The 22,401-nt window shown below is 73.6% G+C and carries 11 protein-coding genes; 4 read left to right on the forward strand and 7 right to left on the reverse strand.

Going from position 1 to position 22,401, the window contains the following annotated elements; all coding sequences use genetic code 11:
• Positions 1-96: 96 nt before the first annotated feature.
• Positions 97-765 (forward strand): TetR/AcrR family transcriptional regulator, encoded by a 669-nt coding sequence (locus OG959_RS04745; RefSeq protein ID WP_326656786.1) that lies wholly within the window; start codon positions 97-99, stop codon positions 763-765.
• On the opposite strand, the gene OG959_RS04750 is transcribed toward OG959_RS04745, so the two are convergent.
• On the reverse strand, positions 759-4,823 hold the full coding sequence (locus OG959_RS04750) for a bifunctional nitrate reductase/sulfite reductase flavoprotein subunit alpha (RefSeq protein ID WP_326666207.1): 4,065 nt from the start codon (positions 4,821-4,823) through the stop codon (positions 759-761). The two genes, OG959_RS04745 and OG959_RS04750, sit on opposite strands and share 7 nt — an antisense overlap.
• 243 nt (positions 4,824-5,066) lie before the next feature.
• On the opposite strand from OG959_RS04750, the gene OG959_RS04755 reads away from it, so the two are divergent.
• Together OG959_RS04755 and OG959_RS04760 are read left to right on the forward strand one after the other, a co-directional pair.
• Complete coding sequence (locus OG959_RS04755; RefSeq protein ID WP_326656787.1) at positions 5,067-5,759, forward strand: TetR/AcrR family transcriptional regulator; 693 nt, start codon at positions 5,067-5,069, stop codon at positions 5,757-5,759.
• Between the two features lie 58 nt (positions 5,760-5,817).
• On the forward strand, positions 5,818-7,344 hold the full coding sequence (locus OG959_RS04760) for an FAD-dependent oxidoreductase (RefSeq protein WP_326656789.1): 1,527 nt from the start codon (positions 5,818-5,820) through the stop codon (positions 7,342-7,344).
• 140 nt (positions 7,345-7,484) lie between these two features.
• On the opposite strand, the gene OG959_RS04765 is transcribed toward OG959_RS04760, so the two are convergent.
• Positions 7,485-7,955 carry a MarR family winged helix-turn-helix transcriptional regulator gene (locus OG959_RS04765; protein WP_326656790.1) on the reverse strand — a complete coding sequence of 157 codons (471 nt, stop codon included), beginning with the start codon at positions 7,953-7,955 and terminating at the stop codon, positions 7,485-7,487.
• A gap of 84 nt (positions 7,956-8,039) precedes the next feature.
• On the opposite strand from OG959_RS04765, the gene OG959_RS04770 reads away from it, so the two are divergent.
• Positions 8,040-8,966, forward strand: a complete 927-nt coding sequence (locus OG959_RS04770; protein WP_326656791.1) for a quinone oxidoreductase family protein — start codon at positions 8,040-8,042, stop codon at positions 8,964-8,966.
• Positions 8,967-9,158: 192 nt separating this feature from the next.
• Here OG959_RS04770 and OG959_RS04775 read toward each other — a convergent pair whose 3' ends face one another.
• Genes OG959_RS04775 through OG959_RS04795 form a run of 5 tightly spaced genes read right to left on the reverse strand, consistent with a single transcriptional unit; the run spans position 9,159 to position 22,211 of the window.
• Positions 9,159-10,991 (reverse strand): hypothetical protein, encoded by a 1,833-nt coding sequence (locus OG959_RS04775; protein WP_326656792.1) that lies wholly within the window; start codon positions 10,989-10,991, stop codon positions 9,159-9,161.
• Entirely contained in the window at positions 10,988-14,962 is a 3,975-nt protein-coding gene (locus OG959_RS04780; RefSeq protein WP_442805537.1) for a vWA domain-containing protein, read from the reverse strand. The genes OG959_RS04775 and OG959_RS04780 overlap by 4 nt, the downstream gene beginning before the upstream one ends.
• A gap of 3 nt (positions 14,963-14,965) precedes the next feature.
• On the reverse strand, positions 14,966-16,189 hold the full coding sequence (locus tag OG959_RS04785; protein ID WP_326656793.1) for an ATP-binding protein: 1,224 nt from the start codon (positions 16,187-16,189) through the stop codon (positions 14,966-14,968).
• Complete coding sequence (locus OG959_RS04790) at positions 16,186-21,354, reverse strand: hypothetical protein (RefSeq protein ID WP_326656794.1); 5,169 nt, start codon at positions 21,352-21,354, stop codon at positions 16,186-16,188. The genes OG959_RS04785 and OG959_RS04790 overlap by 4 nt, the downstream gene beginning before the upstream one ends.
• Positions 21,351-22,211, reverse strand: a complete 861-nt coding sequence (locus OG959_RS04795) for a DUF4132 domain-containing protein (RefSeq protein ID WP_326656795.1) — start codon at positions 22,209-22,211, stop codon at positions 21,351-21,353. The genes OG959_RS04790 and OG959_RS04795 overlap by 4 nt, the downstream gene beginning before the upstream one ends.
• Positions 22,212-22,401 lie beyond the last annotated feature (190 nt).

Below are 22,401 nucleotides of genomic sequence, written 5' to 3' on the forward strand. Positions count from 1 at the left end.
TGCTCCCCTAAAAAACCGTCGGTCTGTTAAGGACGAACTTAAGAGACCGCCGGTCTCCTGTCAAGGTACCGGCGGTCTTTAAGCTAGGCTGAGGACGTGACATTCCAGCGGGCGCGAAGCGAGGAGCAGCGGGAGATCCGCCGCCGGGCGATCCTGGACACGGCGGCGGCGATGCTCGACGAGATGCCCGTGGCCGAGGTGAGCCTCAACGAGCTCAGCCGGCGGGTCGGCCTGGCCAAGTCGAACGTCCTGCGGTACTTCGAGTCGCGCGAGGCGGTGCTGCTCGAACTGCTGGACGTCTCCCTGAAGAACTGGCTCGCCGAGCTGGCGGACGAGCTGGCCGCGGACATCGAGCCGCACGCGTCACCGGAAGTGCGGGCGGGTCAGCTGGCCGAGACGCTCAGCCGGTCACTGGCGGACCGGGTGGTGCTGTGCGACCTCTTCGGCGCACAGGGCGGTGTCCTGGAGCACAACGTCTCGGTCGAGGTGGTCAAGGAACACAAGCGTTCCGCCCTCGGCCGGCTCGCGACCATGACCGGCCTCGTGCGCTCTCACGTGCCCGAACTCGGCGACGGCGCGCAGCTGTTCTGCCTGATGGGCCTGGTCTCGGCCGGTGCCCTGTCGGCGTACGTCCCGCCGCCGCCCAGCGTCCTCGCCGCCTACGCGGACGAGCCCGCCCTCGGCGTGCTCCACGTGGAGCTGCGTGACGCCCTGCGGGTCTCCTTCACTTCGGCGCTCCTGGGCGTACTGCCGCGCGGTCAGTAGACATCCCGGACGTAGCGCTTGTCGGCGGCGAGCTGCTTGACGTAGACAGCGGCCGTGTCGGGATCGAGACCCCCGTGTGCGACCGCGATGTCGCGCAGCGCCCGGTCGACGTCCTTGGCCATCCGCGCGGCGTCGCCGCAGACATAGAAGTGGGCGCCGTCCCGGAGCCAGGACCACAGTCTGGCCCCGTGCTCACGCATCCGGTCCTGTACGTAGACCTTGGCGCGCTGATCGCGGGAGAAGGCGGTGTCGAGGCGGGTGAGTGTCCCGTCGGCGAGGAACGCCGTCAGCTCGTCCTCGTAGTAGAAGTCGGTGGCCCGGTGCTGTTCACCGAAGAACAGCCAGTTGGGGCCGGTATGGCGCTGGGCGCGGCGTTGTTCCAGGAAGCCGATGAAAGGAGCCACCCCGGTCCCCGGGCCGATCATCACCGTCGGAGTGCCGGCGTCGGCGGGCGGCCGGAAGTGCGGGGCGCGCTGTACGAAGACGGACACCGGGTCGCCGAGCGCGGCCTCGGCCAGGAAGGGCGAGCACACACCGGTGCGGGGGCGGCCGTGCAGGTTCTCGTACCGGACGACGGAGACGGTCAGGGATACCTGGTGGGGGTCGGTGAGCGGGCTGGACGATATCGAGTACAGGCGGGGCCGCAGGCGCGTGAGGATGCCGGCCCACTCCTGCGCTGTGGCCCGGACCGGGTACTCGGCGAGAACGTCGACGGCCTGGCGGCCCCAGGACCAGCGGGCGAGTTCGCCCTTGTTGTCGGGCCGCAGCATCTTCTTCAGTGAGCGGTCGCCGGTGCGCTCGGTGACGAAGCCCAGCAGGCCCTGAGTGAGCCGGGTGATGTCCAGGTGTCGGTGGAGGGCCTCCGAGAGCCGGATCTCCCCGACATCGGGGAGACCGACACCGGCGGCAGGGTCGAGACCGGTCACGGCCAGCCATTCGGCCACCAGGTCAAGGCTGTTGAGCGGATGCACGCCGAGGGCGTCGCCGGCCTCGTAGGCGAGAGGGATGCCGTCGTCCCGGGTGTCGAAGGTGAAGCGACGGACCTCCTTGCCCGCACCGGCAAGGCTGAGCAGCCGGTTTCCCGCCACCCGGGCCGTGGCGGGTGACGCCTTGGTGCCGCGAACCGGCGTGGCGGCTCGTGCGACGGGAGCGGAAGTGGAGGCGGAGGCCGGGGCGGACCGTGTGGCGAGACCGGCGAGGACGCGGTCCAGCCAGGTCCGGGCGGAGGTCCCGTAGTCGGGCTCGCAGTCGGTACGCGGGGCCAGGCGTGCGGCTCCCAGTTCGTCCAGGCGCTGGTCCAGACGCCGGCCATGTCCGCAGAAGTCGTCGTACGAGGAGTCGCCGAAGGCCAGTACCGCGTACCGCCTGCCGTCCAGGGGCGGGACATCGGCAGCCGTCAGCGCCTCCCAGAACCCGGAGCCGTTGTCGGGCGCGTCCCCGTCCCCGAAGGTGCTGGTGATCAGCAGGAGGTCGGCCGCGTGCGGGAGGGTACGGGGGTCCGCCGTATCCATCCCGACGAGCCGGGCCCGGTGTCCGACCTCGGTGAGCCGGTCGGCGGCCTCGGCTGCGAACTCCTCGGCGTTCCCGGTCTGCGAAGCCCACAGCACGACCACGTCCCGGCCGGTGGAGGGGGGCTGCGCCGCCGGCCCCTCCGCGGGCTGCGCCGCCCGCGAGTACATGCCGGCGAGGACACCGTTCACCCATCGTGCGTGCTCCTCGCTGAACGGCGCACCGGCCGGAAGCACCGGAACACCGGGCAGACCCGGCTGAAGCCCGGCGAGGAACCCGACCAGGTACTGGCGTTCCCGCTCCGCGAGGACGGGCGGCGGCGTGTTCTGCAGCCCGAACACGGCAGCGGCACCCGGCGGGGCCGTGTTCGGGACGACGTCGAGCGGCTCCACGGCGGAGGGAACAGCGGGTGGGCGGGCGGCCTCGACTGCGGCGGCGACCTTCGTGAGTGTCACCGCACACATCTTGAACTCGGGCTGGAAGGAGATCGGGTCGACGGCATCGCTGGTCACCGCGTTGACGCTCAGGTACTCCCCGAACAGGTCGTTCCAGTGGAACGGCGCGAAGCAGCACCCCGGCCGGACCCGGTCCGTCACCACGGCCGGCAGGACGGCACGGCCGCGCCGGGACGCGACCTCGACCGCGTCGCCGTCCACGATGCCGAGCCGGCCCGCGTCCTCGGGATGCAGTTCGACGAAGGGGGCGGGGTTCAGCCTGTTGAGCTTGGCGACCTTCCCGGTCTTGGTGAGGGTGTGCCATTGGTGCTGCAGACGCCCGGTGTTGAGAACGAACGGGTAGTCGTCGTCCGGCATCTCCGCAGCCGGCACGTGCGGGCGGGCGAAGAAGACGGCCCGCCCGCTCGGTGTCGGGAAGACCGGACCACCGTCCTCGGCCAGATAGCGGATCGGGTTGCGGTCCGGTCCTTCGAGCGAGGGCGCGGGCCACTGAACGGACGTGGTGCGCAGCCTCTCGTACGTGACACCCCGCAGGTCGTAACCGGTCTTCGGATTCGCGGCGCCCTTGATCTCCTCGAAGATCTCCTCGGCGCTGCCGTAGGAGAACGCATCGGCATACCCCATCTCGCAGGCGACTCGTGCGATGATCCGCCAGTCCGCGAGCGCCTCGCCGGGCGGTTCCACCGCCGGGCGGGCGAGCGTGAGATTGCGTTCGCTGTTGATCAGTACGCCCTCGCTCTCGCTCCACAGCACCGCGGGCAGCACGACATCGGCGTATGCGTTGGTCTCGGTGTCGGCGAACGCGTCCTGGGTGATGACGAGTTCGGCCGTCTCCAGCGCCTCGATCACCGTCCGGCGGTTGGCGACGGAGGCCACCGGGTTCGTACAGATGATCCAGCAGGCTTTGATGTCGCCGTTCGCCATCCGCTGGAACAGCTCGATGGTTCCCTTGCCGGACCCGTCCTTGCGTATCGCGCCGGACTCCAGCCCCCAGAGCCCTTCGACGAAGGCGCGGTCCTCGTCGACCAGGACCGATCGCTGCCCCGGCAGGCCGGGGCCCATGTAGCCCATCTCCCGCCCGCCCATGGCGTTGGGCTGGCCGGTGAGCGAGAACGGGCCGCTGCCCGGGCGGCAGATCGCTCCGGTGGCCAGATGCAGGTTGATCAGCGCGTTGGTGTTCCATGTGCCGTGCGTGGACTGGTTGAGGCCCATGGTCCAGCAGCTCATCCACTCCCCCGCTTCGCCGATCCACTGCGCCGCCCGGCGGATGTCCGCCTCGGGGATGCCGGTGATGTCCGCGACCGCGGCGGGCGGGTAGTCCGCGAGGAACTCCGGCATCGCCTCCCAGCCCTCGGTGCGTTCCGCGATGAACCCGTCGTCCGTGTGCCCGTTCTCGTGGAGGAGGTGCAACAGGCCGTTGAGGAGGGCCAGGTCGGTTCCGGGCCTGATCTGGAGGAAGAGGTCGGCCTTGTCGGCGGTGGCGTTGCGCCGGGGGTCCACGACGATCAGCTTCGCCCCCGCCTTCACCCGTTCCCTCAGGCGCAGGAACAGGATCGGGTGGCAGTCGGCCATGTTGGAGCCGATCACGAGGAAGACGTCGGCCTTCTCGAAGTCCTGGTACGACCCAGGTGGCCCGTCGGCCCCGAGGGAGAGCTTGTAGCCGCTGCCCGCACTCGCCATGCACAGCCGGGAGTTGGACTCGATCTGATTGGTCCGGACGAAGCCCTTGGCCAGCTTGTTCGCCAGGTACTGCGCCTCAAGACTCATCTGCCCGGACACGTAGAGGGCGACCGCGTCCGCCCCGTGCTCATCGATGATCGACCTCAGGCGTCGCGCCGTGCCGGTGATCGCCTCGTCCACCGTTGCCGCCATGGGCTCGGCGCCGCGGTCGGGGCGCATCAGCGCGGTCGTCAGCCGGCCGGGAGCGGCGAGCATCTCGGCGGTCGTAGCGCCCTTCGTGCACAGCCGCCCGAAGTTCGCCGGGTGCGTCTTGTCCCCCGACGCCTTGAGGACCGTTGGGCGGCCGTCCGTACCGGAGGCGATGTCGAACACCAGACCGCAGCCCACCCCGCAGTACGAGCAGACCGTCCGCATCCGGGAGACAGTCGTCGACTCATCCTGTGGGGGCACCGAAGGCCTTCCTGTTGTTCTCCACTTGTTCCCTACGAGGCCTTGACGGTACGAAACGCCCATTACGTAGGTGTGACCTCAGCCGATCACGGGTGGTAACGCCCGACACACACACGCCGGACCGGCGCCGTGAGATCGCGCGGCCAGGTGCCATTTGGAGCGTTGCACCAATTTGGTTCAGCGCTCCAAATATGTGACCCTGGAGGCATGGCAACGCGAGACGGCCGCCCTCAGCGGCGCAACCAGGTGCTCTCCCGGGAGCAGATCATCGCTACGGCGATCGAGCTGCTGGACACGGGAGGCGAGGGCGCTCTGACCGTCCGGGCACTGACCGAGCGCCTGGCTACGGGCTCGGGAGCGATCTACTACCAGGTGGGTACGCGCGACGAACTGCTGGACGCGGTGACGGAGACCGTGGTCACCGCGGCTCTGACAGCCGGGCCCGGTGGGGGTGCGGGAGCGCCCGGCGACGAGATCCGTCTCGTCGCACTGGCGCTGTTCGACGCGATCACCGAGCATCCGTGGCTCGCCACGCGCCTGATCCTCCAGGTCGTGCGGAATCCGGTCGGCCCGGTGACCGTGGGGATCTTCGAGAGGATCGGCCGGCAGGTGAGCGCACTGGGCGTGCCACGGGACTCCTGGTTCGACGCCGCCTCGACGCTCGTGCACTACATCCTCGGGGCGATCAGCCAGAACGCGCGCATCGACGGGGACGCCTCGGACGTCGAGCCCGACCGCGAAGCGTTCTTCGACGCGACGGCGACGGCGTTGCGGGAGCTCGACCCGGAGCGGTACCCGTTCATGCACGCCGTCGTCGGCCAGATCAGCGGGCACGACGACCGTGAGCAGTTCCTCACCGGTATCGCGATCGTGCTCGACGGCCTCACTCGTCCGCGCTGACCGGGCTCTCGGCCCGGCTGAGCCCACCCCACCTGTCCGACTCGGAAGGAAATCCCTCATGCATGACGTAGTGATCGCGGGCGGCGGCCCGGTCGGCCTCTTCCTGGCGGGCGAGCTCGCCCTGGCCGGCTGTTCCGTCCTGGTCCTGGAGCGGGACGACGCGATCGGCTCGCCCTGGAAGGCGCTCCCGCTCGGGCTACGGGGCCTGAATGCCGGATCGGCCGAGACGTTCTACCGTCGCGGGCTGCTCGACGCGGTGATCGGTGCTTCACGCGCCGATGCGACGAAGGTCGGCGCGGCCCCGGACGCGGTGGAGGCGCCGGCCCCTCGTGACGTGAGCCATTTCGCGGGGATGGAGCTCCACGCGGATGACATCGACGTCGCCTCGCTCCCGTTCCGGCTTCCCGGTCCGGCGATGGAGGGGTTCATGACGAGCCTCGAAGCGCTCGGCACCGTCCTGGCCGAGCATGCCGCCTCCGCCGGCGTCCAGGTCGTCCGGGGTGCTGCCGTCACGGCTGTGGCGCAGGACGACGAGTCCGTCGTCGTCACGGCGGGCGGGCAGGAGTACCGGGCGCGCTGGCTGGTGGGATGCGACGGCGGACGCAGCACGGTCCGCCGGCTCGCCGGCTTCGACTTCGCCGGCACCGAGCCGCTGTTCACCGGCTACGTCGCGCAGGTCGAGTTCGCCGACCCCGATCCGGCGAAGCTGCCGTTCGGCTTCAACCTGACGGCGAACGGCATGTATCTGCGCACCCCGTTCGAGGGGCATCTGGGCATGATGGACTTCGACGGCGGCGCCTTCGACCGCTCACGGCCGCTGACGCGTGAGCACCTGCAAGAGGTGCTGCGCCGCATCACCGGTACCGACGTCGCACTGAACGCTGTGCACCGGGCATCGAGCTTCACCGACCGTGCCATGCAGGTGACGGACTACCGCGCGGGGCGCGTACTGCTGGCGGGCGACGCCGCGCACATCCACTCCCCGCTGGGCGGCCAGGGACTCAACCTCGGCATCGGCGATGCCGTGAACCTCGGCTGGAAGCTCGCGGCCGTCGTGCACGGCACCGCCCCCGAAGATCTGCTCGACACGTACACCGGCGAGCGCCACCCTGTCGGCGCGTCGGTGCTGGACTGGTCGCGCGCCCAGGTGGCGACCATGAAGCCGGGCCCCAACGCCGCCGCCCTGCGACAGCTCGTCCACGACCTGATGAGCACCCCGTCCGGAACGACCCACGTCTACCGCAACACGACGGGGCTGTACAACCGCTACGACCTGGGCAGCGGCCGGCCGATCGTCGGCTGCACGGCTCCCGACTTCCGCTACGAGGACGGCACCAGCCTCGGGAAGCTGCTGCGGCGGGGCCAGGGCGTCGTGCTCGATTTCAGCGGCGACCACGCACTGCGCCCTGCGGCCCAGGGCTGGAAGAACCGCGTCGCGTACGTGCCGGGCTCGCCGCGCGACACCCTCGGTTTCTCCGCACTGCTCATCCGCCCGGACGGTGTCGTGGCCTGGGCCGGCGAACACGCCCCCGACCGCGCCACGTTCGAACGGGCTGCCGCGCGCTGGTTCGGCAACCCGGCCTGACCCGGACGAGAGGTCTTGGGCCAAGGGCCACTCGCCCCACGCCGACCCGGCTGCCATCAGGGCCGACGAACGGCCCAAGGACGTGAGCACCGCGGCGGACGCGGAGCGCTTTCGCCGGCCCGGCAGATGGAGTGCGCGGCTCAGAACGCCCCGCGCACCGGGCGTTCGGGACGCGGCGCCGCCGGCAGGGGCGGGGAGAGCAGGGGTTCGAGCAGCTGAGCGAGCTGCTCGCGCTGCTCCGGACCGAGCCGGCCGGTGGCCGGCGCGAGGACGGCCTTGCCTTCCTCGTACAGGCGCTGGGTGAGGGCGCGTCCCTCGTCGGTGATCTCGACGACGACGGCACGCTTGTCCCCCGGACTCGTACCGCGGGTCAGCAGCCCCCGCCGTTCGGCGCGGGCGATGAGGCCGGACATGGTCGACTTGTCCAGCCCCAGGAACGCCGCGAGGTCACTCATCCGGGGGGTCCGGTCGCGCAGAATACCGAGCACGCGCAGCTGCGTGAGGGACAGGTCGTACTCTGCGCCGATCCGGGTGAGCACCCCCATGACCTGGAAGGCACTGCGGACCAGGCCGTCGACCAGGGCGTCCGTGGAGTCGTCGTCGGGAGCCATGCACACCACCCTACTTGACATTGTTTGCATTACCAACAACTCTCTTAGTGATTGGCAATGCAAACCAACCTGTGGGAGTTCCTCATGCATGCTGCGATCATCACGGCGCACGACGCTCCGCCCGTCTACGGCGAACACCCCGAACCCGTGGCACGGGGCGAGCACGACATGGTCGTGGACGTCCTGGCGGCGGGCCTGCACCACCTGACCCGGTCCAGGGCGAACGGCGGCCACTACTCCTCCTCCGGGGTCTTCCCGCTGGTCCCCGGCATGGACGGCGTCGTGCGCGACCCTTCGGGCCGTCTGCGCTACGCGGCTCTGGACGACACGACCCTCGGCACCTTCGCCGAACGCACGGTGATCGACTCACGCCGGAGCATCGTCCTGCCGGACGACGTGGATCCCGTCCGGATCGCCGCCGCGATGAACCCGGGCATGTCCTCCTGGGTCGCCCTGCGCCGCCGCATCACCTTCCGCGAGGGTCAGCGCGTTCTGATCCTCGGCGCCACCGGCAACGCCGGACGCATGGCCATCCAGATCGCCAAGCGGTTCGGCGCCGCCCAGGTCTTCGCCGCCGGCCGCGACGCCACCCGGCTCGAGGCGCTGTCCGGCCTCGGTGCGGACCGGGCGCTCACCTTCGACGATGTCACCGCCGCGGCCGACGTCGATGTCGTCCTCGACTTCGTCTGGGGCGAACCCGCAGCCGGGGCCATGCTTCCCCTGCTCACCGCGCGCGCCGACCGCTCCGCCCCGCTGACCTGGATCCAGATCGGCTCCATGGCGGGCGCGTCCGCCCCGGTCCCTTCCGCGGCCCTGCGGGCGGCGCAGCTGAACATCGTGGGCAGCGGCATCGGCTCGGTCCCTGCCCGCGACTTCATCGCCGAACTGCCCGAGTTGGCGAAAGCGGTGACCGAGGGCGCCATCGACGTCCGAGCCCGCGCCGTGCCGCTGGCCCGGATCGCGCAGGCATGGTCCGAGAAGACCGGCGAACGCCTGGTCTTCGTGCCCTAAGGGCTGTCCCGTAATTCCTGGTGGATCAGCGCGCGGCGTCAGATGCGGTGCATCGCAAGGCGGAGAGGCGCTCGCATACTGGATGTATTCGGGCGTTTCGACAACGGAGGGGGTCCCCCCGTGCCGTTGAGGCTACGGGGGAGAGGTGCCGTAGCTGTCGTCGTGCGCCCGCCAGGAATTGCGGGACAGCCCTTAGACCCTCCGCCCCACGTGTTCCGGCTGCCCGTCCCGCGTCGGATTCCAGGCCGCCGCACACAGGGACTCGGCCACGGCAGCCGTGTAACGGGCGGCGCTGAGCCAGTAGGTGGCGAAGCCGTCGGTGTCGGCAGGGAGCAGACGGCCGAAGAGGTCACGCTCGCGTTGGGCCGCCGAGGCGCACAGGGCGGCGAGGAGCCCGGCGGCCGTGGGAAGGCCCGCGCGGCGGATGCGGCGGGTCTCGGCGGTGACGTCGCCGAGCATGCCGAGGGCCGCGCGGCCCGCCGGGACCGTCTGTTCGACCCGGCGCTCCAGGAGGTACAGGGGCGAGTGCGCGCCGGAGCTTTCGGGCTGCGGCGGGGCGAGGTGCGCGGGGGCAGCCGGATCCGGGAGGTCGGCGCGGCGCAGGCGGTCGAAGCCGAGGTCGACGGTGCCCCGGCCGGTGGGGTGCGAGCAGGCGAGGAGGGTGAGCCGGGGGTGGGGGGCGGGGACCAGGCGGCCGATGATCCGCAGCCGTGTCCCCGGCGCCGTGGCCAGCAGCGTCAGGTTGTCCCGGTGGGCCAGCGCGGGATCGTCGTCGGCGACGGCGAGCCGGACGGCCGTGCCCCCCTCGCACCGGGCGAGCAGGCAGGTTCCTCCGGACTCCCTTACGGCTCCGAGGAGTTCGACGTCCAGGAAGAGCAGGTCGCCGCCGCCGCCCTCCTGGTCCGCGTAGCGGGAGACGGACCGCAGGGCGCGGGCTGCCTGTTCGGACGGCGGCGTCTCCCACAGTGCGGCGAGCGGAGGCTCCGTCCACGCCGCGCCCCGGGCGGAGACGGCCTTGACGCCCTTGCCGGCGCCGAGCCTGCCGTCCGGCGAGACCGTCGCCCCGGAGACCGCCAGGCCGGCCCGGCCCAGCTCCCGGTGGGTGAGCGCGCTGTCTCCCAGGCGCACGGCCCGGTCGGCCACGCCCAGGGCGCGCCCGACGCCGCCGGGTGCCACGTCACCGACCGTGCACAGGCGGCCGTCGGATCCGGCGACCCAGGTACGGGCGCCGCCGTGCCCCGAGTCGGTGACCACGGGTTCGGTGAACAGTCCGTACAGGCGCAGCGAGCCGTCGGGGCTGTACGGGCGGCGCGCGCGGCCCCTGACCGCGGCCAGCTCCGCCCCGGAGGCCGTCCCCACGCGGTGGGCGGTGCCCAGGAGTTCGGCGAGCGCCGTGACCAGGTCGGCGGTGCGGTAGGACGGGTCCCCGGCGCGGGCCGCGCGCAGCAGCGTGACGACGGACAGCGCGGCGCCCGCGGCGCGCGGCAGCTGCCGGAGTCGGGCGGTGTGCGCGGCCCGGAGGAGCGCCGCCTGCGTGACGGCGCCTGCCCCGTCGACGCCGGCCTCCAGCACGGCGGCACCCGCCGACCACAGGGCGTCGGCCGCGGCACGCTGGGCCGGGCTCGCCACCTCGGGCGAGGCGGCGGAATCCGGGGCGGCGAGGGGAGGGGGGTCCGTCGCGGTGGCGGATTCGGGGACCGTCCGGTCGGGCCGGTCGGCGGGCCCCGGCGCCGGGTCGGCCGTGGGTGCGGCGCAGGCGGCGGCCGCACGGTGCACGCATGCCGGGGCGAGGAGGCAGCCGCAGCTGATGGCGTGCGCCGTCGCCACCACACCGCCCGGGGCGTGCAGACGCAACTCGGTCTCGTCGTCGACCGCGATCGTCACGGTGTCCCCGTCCCGGTACGTCGGGCGGGCACCGAGCTTGGTGACCGCCGCGTCCAGCCGCTTGCGCAGCCGGGGCGAGAGGTCCTCGACCAGCGTGGCCGTGACCTCCGGAGCGACAGGCGGCAACTGAACGGCGGTCATGCGGTCTTCTCCCCTATCCAGCGGGCCAGTTCGAGTGGGCTGAGGGCCGCCACGGGCATGCCGGCGGCCACGAGCTGTCCGGCGACGCCCGTCGAGTAGCGAGGCCGGCCGGCGTCGTCGAGACTCGCGCACCCGAGGACGTGGCAGCCGGTGGCCACCAGGGCCCGTACCTCGGCCAGCAGCCCGCCGAGCGGCGCACCCTCCTCGAAGTCGCTGATGACGACGACAAGGGTGCGACTGGGCACCGTGATCAGGCCGCGGGCATGCCGTAGTCCGGCGGCGATGTGCGTGCCCCCGCCCACACTCACCTCCAGCAGGAGCGAGAGGGGGTCGTGCACATGGCCGGTGAGGTCGACGACCTCCGTGGAGAAGGCCAGGAAATGGGTACTCAGGGTGGGCACCCCGGCGAGCACGGAAGCGGTCAGGGCGGACCAGATCGTGGACGCCTCCATGGACCCGGAGACGTCGGTGACCAGGATCAGGCGCCAGTCGGCCGACCGGCGCACGCGGCTGCGGAACACCGGATTCTCGGGGATGACCCGGACCGTTCCGTCGGCCGTCCGGCGGGCGGTGGCCAGGTTGGCGCGCAGCGTACGCGGCAGGTCCAGCCGGCCGCCGGGGCGGCGGGTGGGCCGGGGCGACATGGCGCCGGTGAGGGCGGGTCGCAGCCGGGTGGCCAGCTGCCGGGTCAGCTCGTCGACCAGCCGGCGGACCAGGGGCCGGAGCGCCGCAAGGCGGGCTTCGGGCAGGCCGCCGGCGTACCGGAGGATCGTCCGGAGCAGTTCGACGGAGGGCGTGGCGGCAGCCGGGTCGAGCTCGGCGAGGACGTCCTGCCGGCCTGTCACCGCTGCGGCGGCGAGGACCTCCTCGCGGATGCCGGGGCCGAACAGCGCGGCCAGTTCCTCGGACCATTCGCGGACGCCGGGGAACGACGGTTCCCGGCCGCCGTGCGGCCCGGATCCGCCACCGTGACCGGGCAGGCCGCCACGGGATCCCTCTCCGTGTCCCGCGCCGTAGAGCTCGTCCAGAGCCGTCGCCAGGCGGGCGGCGCCGGACGGCAGCCGGTCGGGGCGCCGGCCGAGCACGAGCCGCCACCGGTCGGCGGGCGCGAGGGTCCGCGCGGGCGTGGCCTCGGTGGGGGGTGCGGTGGCGGGCGTGGCGGTGAAGTGTGTTGTGGCAGGCGTGGCGGTGGGGTGCGTGGTGGCAGACGTGGCGGTGGGGTGCGTTGTGGCGGTGGGGTGCGTGGTAGCGGGATGCGTTGTGGCGGGGTGGCCGGACTGTGGCGTGAACGGGTCGTCGTGCGCGGGTGGCGGGACGGGCAGACCGAGGCCGGTCAGGAGCTCACGGGCCGCGAGGTCGGCGACGGTACGGCGGGCCAGCTCGGCCGGGTCGTCCGCGCCGAGGCTGTCCACGCGTTCGCCCAGCCGCTCCTCGACGGTGTCCAGCAGGCGGTCCCGGGCGGCCGGGCTCAAGGTGTCGAAGCCACCGCGCAGGGCCGGCAGCCGGGCCAGGAACGCGGTGTCGTCCAGCTCGACGACCCGGCGCAGCAACGGGTCCAGGGCGCCCACGCCGACGGTCAGGAGCGGGCCCGCCACCGTCAGGACGCCCGTGAGGCGGGCGGTGAGCGCGGCCCGGGCGGTGCTGTCCACGGCTCCGTCCACCCAGGAGGCGACCCGCCTCCCGAAGTCCTCGGTCTCTTCGTGGCCCGTGAGCACCCGGACCGCTCCGGCGGCCGCGGCGATCAACGGGGTGCCGTCGACGGCTAGCCGGGCGAGGGCCGCGGTCAGCCGGATGCCGCCCAACCGGTCGGCCCGCTGGGACAGTTCGAGCAGGGCCCGGGCGTCCTCGGGCTCCTCGGAACCGGTCAGGCCGTCGACCTGGCGGACCGCGGCCGAGGTCAGGAGTTCGGCCGCCTGCGCGGTACGGGCGGCGCGGGCGGAGGCCGTGGCATCCGGGGCCGAGGGGTCGTCGGGCGCGGCGGGGCCCGCCAGGTGACCGGCCTCGATGCGATCCAACAGGTGCAGACCTGACAGGAGTTCGGGAAGCGTGCCACTCGCGGGGAGCACGGCCGCCAGTTCCGTCAACCGTTCGTCGGCAAGGCCGGGGAGCCCGCACTCGGCGCCCTCCGTGAGGCCGCGGACGACCTGGGCCGCCGTCGGGCCGTCCTCCGCGCGCTCCGCCTCGCGCCGCTGCCGCAGCACGCCCTCGGCCGCCTGGGCCGGGGTGACGCCGCGGGCCCCGGCCGCGGTGAGCATGGCGGCCGTCGCCGGCGTCCACCGCACCTGCCAGCGCGTGGTGAGCCCCTCCGCGCCCGCCGCGCCGGTCACGCCCTGCTCCTGGGCGTAGGGGATGCCGCACACCGTCAGCCTGCGCAGCAGCAGGTCGCGGCGGCGGTCCAGGACGGAGCGCGCCGGGTCGAGCCGGAGGTCGCGCGGTGTCTTCTCGTGCGCGTCCTCGGGGCCGGGGAGGGCGAGCGACGCGGTCTCGGCCTCGACCGCGGGGCCCAGTCCGCTGCGCGGAGCGGCGGGCGCGGGCCGTCCGGTGCGGGCTCCGACGAGGACGTGTTCGAGGGCCCGGGCGACGGCGCGGCCCGTGCCGTAGGTCTCGCCGCGCCCCAGTACCGTCTGCACGGCTTCCAGGAGTTCACCGCGGCCGGGGGCGGGCAGGCCGCGCAGGCGGGCCAGGTCGCCGGCCACCCGGACGACCTCCCGGCCCTCCGCCGGGCCGTAGGGGTGGCCCCGTTCGCGCAGGGCGGCGCAGACGCGGACCGCGGTGCGGACCAGCGCCTCGTGCAGGGCGGCCGGGTCCCCGGCGGCGTCCAGGACGATGTGCTGCCACTCCGGGTCCCGGATGCCGGCCGGATAGCCGGACCGTGAATCGAGCAGCGGGTACGTGTACGGGATCAGGGAGACCGTGCACGCCCCCGTCCCGGCGGCGCCGTTCCCGTGGCCGCCCGCGCCAGGATCGGGCACGGCGGCGGATGCGGCGGCGTCCGCCTCCGGTACGGGATCCCCGGCGGCGGACGGCAGGAGGGCCGGGGTCAGGAGGGCCGGGGTGTGGAAGGCCCCCACCACCACGGCGGGGCGCCGCCCGCTCGCCAGGGCCTCGGCGACACGCCCGCGCATCCACGCCTCGCGTACCAGGTCGGTGCGGTCCACCCCGCCCCGCGCCTCGGCCTCGTGGCGCAGCGCCCAGCCGGTGAGCAGGGCGGCACGGCGGAGCGCCTCGGGTGTCGAACCGGGCGCGAGAGCCTCCACCAGCCGGTCCCACAGGTCGTCGCCGTCCCGGCCGGTGAGCCGGGACCGGAGCGCGTCGGACAGCCCGTGCCCCGCCGCGGCTACGGGGGCGGAGGCCGGGATGTCCGGACCGCCCCCCGCCCACGCCCGGTCGGCCAGCGGCAGGTCGCAGGCCACGGCCGGGACGCCGTTTCTCGCCGCCCAGCGCAGAGCGACCAGTTCGGGCGAGAAGTCCGCGAACGGGTAGAAGGCCGGACCCCGTTCACCTGCCGGGCCGGGCCCGGATCCGTCGGCGGGCACGGCGGCCAGTGCCACCGGGGCCTCGGTCTCCTCGTGGGCGAGCCAGCCCAGCCAGGGCTGGAACTCGGCGGGCAGCTCGACGAGGAGGACGTCGGGGGCCGCGGCGTCCAGCAGCGCCGGGAGGGCAGCCGCCAGCGAGGGCGCGTGGTGGCGCACCCCGATCAGGAACGGCATCCCGGGTCCGGTCGCCGCGAGCGCTGCCACCGCGGCCTCCGGGGTGGTGCCGGGACCGGCCGCCGGGCCCTGCACCGGGGAAGCGCCCGGCGCACCAGTGGTGAGCTCCACATCGGCGGTGGGCCCCACCTCAGTGGTGGGCCCCACCTCAGTGGTGGACTCCACGACTGCGGTGGGCCGCGCCTCGGTGGTGGACTCCACGCCGGCGGTGGGCCGCGCCTCGGCGGTGGCCCACGTCTCGGGGATGGTCGACTCGCTCATCCGTCAGTTCTCCAGCACCGCACGCAGATCCCACAGGGCACGCCACGTGGCCGCCCCCTGCTCCGCGCGCCTGCGCACCGGCCCGTCCCAGTACCCCAGCAGCCGTGCCGCGTCGGCGGGGTCGTCCTTCCGGACGACTCCGAGCAGATGGCCGGGCAGGAGGGAGAGCACGTCCCGGTCACCGGGGAAGTAGGCGGCGGCCAGACCCAGGGCACCCGCGACGGAGACCGCCTCCGCCGTGCTCATCACCGTGGAGGGACGCTCGACCTCCCAGCCCTCCACGGAGCGGCCCTCGCGCAGGTCCCGGAAGGCGATGACCAGCGCTTCGAGGACCGCGTCGTCCACCTGGAAAGCGGCGCCGACGCGTTCGACGGCCGCCCGCGACTGGCGCCGGACGAGTGCGGTCTCGGCGTCCACGTCCCCGATGGGCCCCACGGTCTCGAAGTTGAAGCGCCGCTTCAGCGCGGCGGACATCTCCGAGACGCCCTTGTCCCGCAGGTTGGCGGTGGCGATGAGGGTGAACCCGGGTGCCGCGTGCATCTGGGCGCCCTCGCCGCCCGCGAGTTCGGGGACCGCGATCCGCCGCTCGGAGAGCAGTGACACCAGGGCGTCCTGGACCTCCGGCAGACAGCGGGTGACCTCCTCGACCCGGGCGACCGCCCCCCGGGTCATGGCGGCGAGTACCGGGGAGGGCACCAGTGCCTGTTCGGTGGGGCCCTGGGCGAGCAGCAGCGCGTAGTTCCAGCCGTACTTGAGCTGGTCCTCGGTGGTGCCCGCGGTGCCCTGCACGGTGAGCGCGCTGGTCCCGCAGACCGCCGCCGACAGCAGCTCCGAGAGCATGGACTTCGCGGTGCCGGGTTCGCCCACGAGGAGGAGTCCGCGCTCTCCGGCCAGGGTGACCACGCACCGTTCGACCAGGGCGCGTTCGCCGACGAACTTCTGCTCGATCGCCAGGCGGGCCGGCAGCCCGGCTCCGGGCCGGGCGCCCTTCGGCAGGGCCAGTGCCTCGCCCGCGCTGCCCATCACGAAGGTGACGACGGCGCGCGGGGTGAGCAGCCAGCCGGGCGGGCGGGGCCCGGAGTCGTGGGCGGCGAGGAAGGCCAGTTCGGTGGTGTACCGGTCCTCGGGCGGTGTGACCTGGCGGGGCTCCCGGCCGGAAGCCGTCGCCCGGTCCGGGATGCCGTCCGTGGTGGTGCTGTTCACGGTGGTCGTGGTGTCGTTCGTCATCGGCGGCGGCCCTTCCGGGGTGCGCGGGTGTCCAGTTCCTCGAAGGCGGGGGCGTCGCCGCCGCGGACCCTTGTCCAGGCGGCCGCGAACAGCGCGGGCACGGGGACGTGGGGCAGGGTCCGAGCAGACCCGGCCACGGGGTACAGGCGTTCCTTCCAGGTCTCCAACGGCAGTCCTGGAGCGCCGCGTTCGAGCCAGCCGCAAGGGAGGAACAGGGTGCGGCCGGCGCGGGAGCGCTTCGCCTCCACGACCAGGCCGGTGGCGGTGAGTTCCGCCCGGGCCTTCTTGATCCGTGCCGGCTTCCACTCGGTCCAGCGGACGCAGTTACGGTCCGTCGGGTCGGGCAGGGCGAGCAGGATCAGGTAGAGCGCGGCAGCGTCCGCGCTCAGGCCGAGGACGTCGGCGGCTTCGGTCACCAGCTCCGGCACCGTACGCGTCGGGTCCTGGGCCGGGTGGTGCGGGGCGCCGTCGGGGGCGCCTGCCGAGGCCAACGCGTGGGTCTCCTCGTCCAGCAGCGCGCGCAGGGCGAGCAGATCGCCGGTGCCGTACGGGCCGACGGTGCCCTCGACGAGGCCGAACGCCGGGTCGTCGGGGCCCACCAGACCGGCCGGGCGGATCAGGAGCTTCTCGTTGTCGGCGTAGCCGGGGGCGAGCAGCAGCGCCGTGCCGGCCCGGACCAGACCGTCGCCATCGGCGCCGCCGGACTCCGGGAGCCCGTAGGCGGCGCGGACCACGAGGCCGATCGAGCCCCCGGACTCGGCCCATTCCAGACCGAGGTCCAGCACCAGGTCCGGGTCGGCGAGGCGGTCTCGCAAGGCGGTGAGCCCGACGGGCAGGTGCGCCCGCAGGGGGTGCCCGTACGGCAGCGTGTAGGCGAGGGTGCGCAGGGCCGTCACGGCCGAGGAGACCGCGCCGCGTGCGCCCGTCCGGCGCAGTCCCGGGCGTCCTGTGCCGTCCGGGACATCGGTGCCGTGGGCGAGCCAGGTCAGGGTGCCCGCGTTGAGGATCAGGTCGACGGCCTCCGCGGTGGTGCCCGAAAGGTCGAGATCCAGTTCCTCGGGGACACGGACGAGGGAGGCCAGGCGCTTCTGCCACACCTCGGCGGCTGCCCGGACGTCGGGGCCCGTGGACCACAGCTCGCCCGGGTCGGCGGGCAGCAATGCCTGGAGCACGGCGTGCCGGTCGTCACGGGGCAGGGCGTCCAGCCTGGACTGGGCGGCTTCGAAGGCACGTGTCTTCACCCCGAGGAGCGCGAGCGCCTCGGCGCCGGGCTCCTTGACGGCTGCCGACAGCAGGGCGGCGGACTGGAGGGGGCCGATGCCGGTGGCCGTGTGGAACGCCTCGGCGGCCTCCGGACGCCAGGGTGCCGGGCCCTGTTCCCGTACCCGGGCGATGAGCCGGGTGAGCCGGTCGCGGTCGATGCCCTGCCGGTGAACCTTCTCGTGGTCCAGGGTGAAGCCGGGGACGGGGCCGAAGGCTCCGGTCGGGTCGTGGTCCAGGACCAGCCAACGTACCGCGTCGTTACGGGAGTTCCACCCGCGGCCGGCGAGGACGACGATGGTGCGGGCGCCCCTGCGCAGCACCTGGCCGAGGCGGTGCACGGTCTCGGGGCGCCCCGATCCGGTCGTCCCCCGGGAGATCGGCTCGACGAGTTCCACCTGCCGTACGGTGCCCGCCGGGTCGGCCAGCGGGCCCGCGGCGAGGGTCTCCAGAAACACGAGGAGCCCGGTGCGGTGCTCGGGGGAGGTGGTCGCCGAGGCTGCCCGGTAGGCCAGTTCGGGCAGATCACCGAGGAGATCGGTCCAGGTCAGGGAGTCTGCGGGCACGGTGTACTCGTCCCGCTGCCAGCCGTCCACGGGCGTGAACGGGACCGTGGACAGGATGGGCGGGCCGAACGCCGGCTCGCCGCCGAAGACGTGGTTGACGGCGAGGATCTGCCGGATCACGGTCCAACGGCGCCCGGCTCCCCACCAGCCACCCCGCATCCGCTCGGAGTTCCAGGCCGAGGCCGACTGCAGGGTCATGTCGTCGCCGTGCTCGGGCTCCTGATCGAAGAACATGCCCTTGGTGCGCGCGGTGTTCCGGGGCGTGGCCGGCTCCACGGGCTTGGGCGGTGCCAGGTACTGGGCGGCGGAGACGGCCCGGTACACCGCGTCCCGTACGACCGCGGTGACGCCCGCGAGAAGCCGTACGTCGGACAGTTCGGGCAGTACCCGGGCGACGGCTTCCTGGCTCAGCTCCTGCGAAGAGGGCCCGGTGTACTCCTTGACGGCCCGGAACGCCTCCAGGTGCCGTTCGACCGCGGCGGCGACCTCCTTGAACAACTCCTCCGCCCGGGAGTCCGTCAGGTTCCGCAGGACGGTGGAGCCCCGCTCGTCCCTCGGGCGCAGGGCGTGCCAGTAGGCGACGGGCGGCACATAGGGGGTACCCGCCGCGTCACCCCCGCCGCCGGAGCCGGGGGTGACGGACCACAGTTCCCCACCGGTGCCGTCGGTGTCCGCCGGGTGCGCTTCGACGGAGCGGTGGCGCAGGGCCACGACCGGCCGTGAACCACCGGGCAGGGCGAGGGCGCCGAGCGGCACCGGGGCGTCCCCGCCGGGCAGCGGGTACGGCAGGGTGACCGTGTGGCCGTCGGGGGTTCCGGCGACGATGCGGTGGCCGTCGGCGGGGGCGGCCGTGCCGGGCTCGGCCACCGTGTGACGGATCCAGCGGCCGAGGACCGTGCCGTCCGTGCCGAACGGGGTGGTCTCCAGGCCGGGCTGGAGCGGCATCACCTGGCAGTGCTCGGTGAGCAGCCGGGTGCCGTCCCGCACCCCCGAGCGGAGGAAGGCGGGGAGGGAGGCCCGGCCGTGCGTGCCGCCGGCCGGGTCGTACTCCAGCCACACCCGCTCCGTGCCCTGGTGGCCCTCGCGCCAGAGACCGGTGCCGTCGGAGATGACGGCGCGCTCGGGCGGGAGGGAGGTGTCGCCCGCGTGCAGGGCCTTGCCACCCGTGGCGCGGCCGCCGCCGGGCAGCGGCAGGGAGACCTCGTCCGAGGGGCCGGAGCGGCCCCATCGGGGGATCTGCTCGCCGCTGACGGTGAACACCTCGGCGGGGCGGTGCGACCAGTAGCCGCGCAGCTTGCCGTCCTCCCACCAGATGACCAGCAACTCGCCGTCGACGTAACGGAAGGCGAGCTGCCGCCAGTGGTCGACGGTGGCCGGCAGCCGCAGGGTGTGGCGCAGCAGAACGCCTTCCGGACCCACGACGACGGCCCGTTCGAGGGTGTTGAGGATGAGCGCGGGCCAGGCACCGGTGACACCGACGTCCTTCGACCGGTGGCGCTGCTGACGCGTGGCGGCGGCGGCCTCGGCGGCCAGTTCGGCGTAGGTCTCGTCCAGCGCGGACCAGCCCAGTTCGTCGAGGACGCCGGTACGCAGGGTGGAGGCGAGCAACGGCACGACATCGTGGGTCTCGATGAGCCGCACGGCTTGGGGGGCGACGTCCGCGACGACGGTACGGAACGCCGAGAGCCTGTGGAGAGCGGTGGTCAGCCCGGGGAGCCCGCGCGCGGCCGCGTACTCCTCGGCGCGGCCGGTCAGCCACTCCCCCAGGATCACGGAGAGCACGGGGTGTGCCGCCAGCCTCGCCATGCCGGCGTCGCTCAGCCGCTGGCCGTGTCCGTCGCCGAGGCCGCCGACGTTCCGGCTCAGAAGGGCGCGGAAGGCCGGCCGCTGGGCGACGGCGGTCAGATCACGTGCGCCGGGCGCCTGGTCGACGAGCCACGGGCCGACCGGGACACCGGCGGGCTGCGCGGTGCCCGTGTCCTGCTCGTCGGGCTCGGCGACGGGCACGCCGGAGGCCAGGCAGAGGTCGAGAAGGTCCAGGTCGGCGTTGCGCTGCCAGCGGCCCTGGAACAGTTCGACGGGGCGCCCGTCGGCGCGCAGCCGGTCTGCCATCCGGGCGGCCAGGTCGAGGGTCTGCGGGCTGCGGCCCGCGGTGGCCCGGTGGCGCCGGCGGTGGGCCTCCCAGCGGGCGAGCCAGTCCGCCGGGGAGACGGACGGGTCGCCCGAGGTGTCCGGCAGAGCCGTCAGCAGGTCCTCGGCGCCGGACTCGGCCAGCAACGCGAGCCAGCCGCTTTCCCCGTCCGAGTCCCGGCCGCTCTCGCTGAAGCTCTCCGGGAAGAAGCCGAGGAGCCGGGCCCGCACGGCCGCGTCCCGCCGGGCGAGCGCGACGAGCGCGGAGCGGTAGGCCGTCCAGAACGAGGCGGGGGCGCGGACGACTCCCGGAGAGCCGATCAGGTCGGCCACCAGGTCGTGCTCGGCGGTCTCACGGTCCAGCCCGGCGGCCTTGACCAGCGCGCGCACGTCCTGCGGCAGCGCCGCGTACGGCGGCATGCCGGCCGCGCAGCGCTCGACCAGCAGACGGCGGTACTGCGCCCAGGCGTCGGCCGGTGCGAGCCGGGCCACCAGGTCCCGTACGTACTGCCGCAGTGCCTTGACGGTCAGTGCGCCGGAGAAGGCGAACTCCAGGAAGACGGCTCGCTGCCGGTCCTCGTCCACGGCCAGCCCGTGCACCCGCTCGGCCTCGCGGGCCTTGCCGAAGAAGGTGGCGGCGTAGCTGGTGTTCTCCGCCTGGAGGAAGAGGCGCGCCACCTGCTCGTAATAGGTCGGCAGGAAGTGGGGCACGGCCCGGCCGAGCCGGGTGCCGAGTGCGTCGAAGCCCTCCTTGGCCGCTCCGGCCCGGGTCCTGGCCTGCCGGCCCAGCCGCTCGATGTCCTTGACCAGGGCCAGGGCGTGGTGCCCGTTGGCCGGGTCGTTGACCAGCGCCCAGGCCGGGAAGCCCAGTGTCTCGCGGCGCACCTGGCCCACGACGGGGGCCTCGGCCGTCCGGGCCAGCCCGAGGAACTCCAGGGCCAGGTCCTCGGCTTCGCCGAGGGTGCCGGGCACGAGCCGGACCACGGGGCGGTCGCCCAGGGCGGTGTGCGTGTAGGTGCGGGCGGTCAGCGCGTCGGCGTCGTCCCGGTCGGTGGTGGAGGCCGGGAGGATCGCGCCCGCGTCCAGCAGGGCCGCGGCGCGGGCCGCTTCGGCGCGGGCGGCAGTGGTCTCGCCCCGGTCCTGGGCGGGCAGGAACGCTGCGCCCGCTGCCGTCGTGTTCGCGTCGGTGTTCGTCGTCGTGGTGCTCATGCCGCCCGCTCCTCGTCCGCCACGTCGCGGCCGGCGTAGAGCGCCGCCGCCATGCGCATGCCTTCGGACCACGTGACGGGGCCGACCTCGGCGGCCGTCAGCGGGCGCCCCGAAGGGTCGGTCCAGCCCAGGGGGCCGGTCTCCGTGCCGTACGCGTCGTATCCGTCGTGCTCGCCGATCCAGATGCGTGCCTCGGCGGTGGCGCCGTCCTCGACGACGGGGCAGACCGCGTATCCGCCGCGCGACCGGTACCCGAGCTGGGTGACGCGGCCGTGCAGGAAGCGCAGTTCCTTGAACACCCCGCCGGCGTAGGTGTCCACGGTGGTGGTGTCCGGGGCGAGGCCCGGCGGGCGGAGCCACACCTCGCGGAACAACTGCTCCACGTTCTGGCGCACCCCCAGTTCGACCGCGAACTCCCGCAGCTCGTCGAGGTCGTCGAGGAGGACGGGGTGGGGCACACTGACGACGTCCGGCGTGATGCGGACCGTATCGCCGTCCAGGTCGACCAGGCCGAGGCCGCGGTCGGGGTCGACGTCACGGAGGAATCCGGCGACCCCGCCGTCCGCGCCGGTGACCACGACGTCCCGCAGGGCCGCCTGCCAGGACGGGTCGGGCCAGACCCGGGCGAGCACGGCCGTGGGGACGGGCAGCGAACGCACCATCCACTGCTCGACGTCGGTCAGGCACTGGTGTGCGTGCCGATCCAGCCATTCGGTCAACTGCCGGAGCCCGACGACCGCCGGGTCGTCCTTCAGTCTGGCCGGGACGGACTTCAGCCGTCGGCCCTTCCCGTTGCGGCAGACCACCTTGCCCGCCTCCAGAGCGACTTCGTAGTCGCCCGCCGGAACCCACCCCATGCGCTGTTCTCCCCGCCGCTCCGGACGGCCGCCGAACCGACGGCACGCTGATGAAACCCGCCGACGGCAACGCACCGTGACGAGTGGGAGAGACTCTAAGCGCCGCCAGTGACAATCAGCTCGGACCCCTCCGCTTCGTCGCACCGGCCCCGCACCGCGGAAGGGGCCTCCGGGCCTGGGGACGGTGGTG

This window comes from Streptomyces sp. NBC_00385, from assembly GCF_035917155.1.
In the GTDB taxonomy this organism is placed as follows: domain Bacteria; phylum Actinomycetota; class Actinomycetes; order Streptomycetales; family Streptomycetaceae; genus Streptomyces; species Streptomyces poriferorum.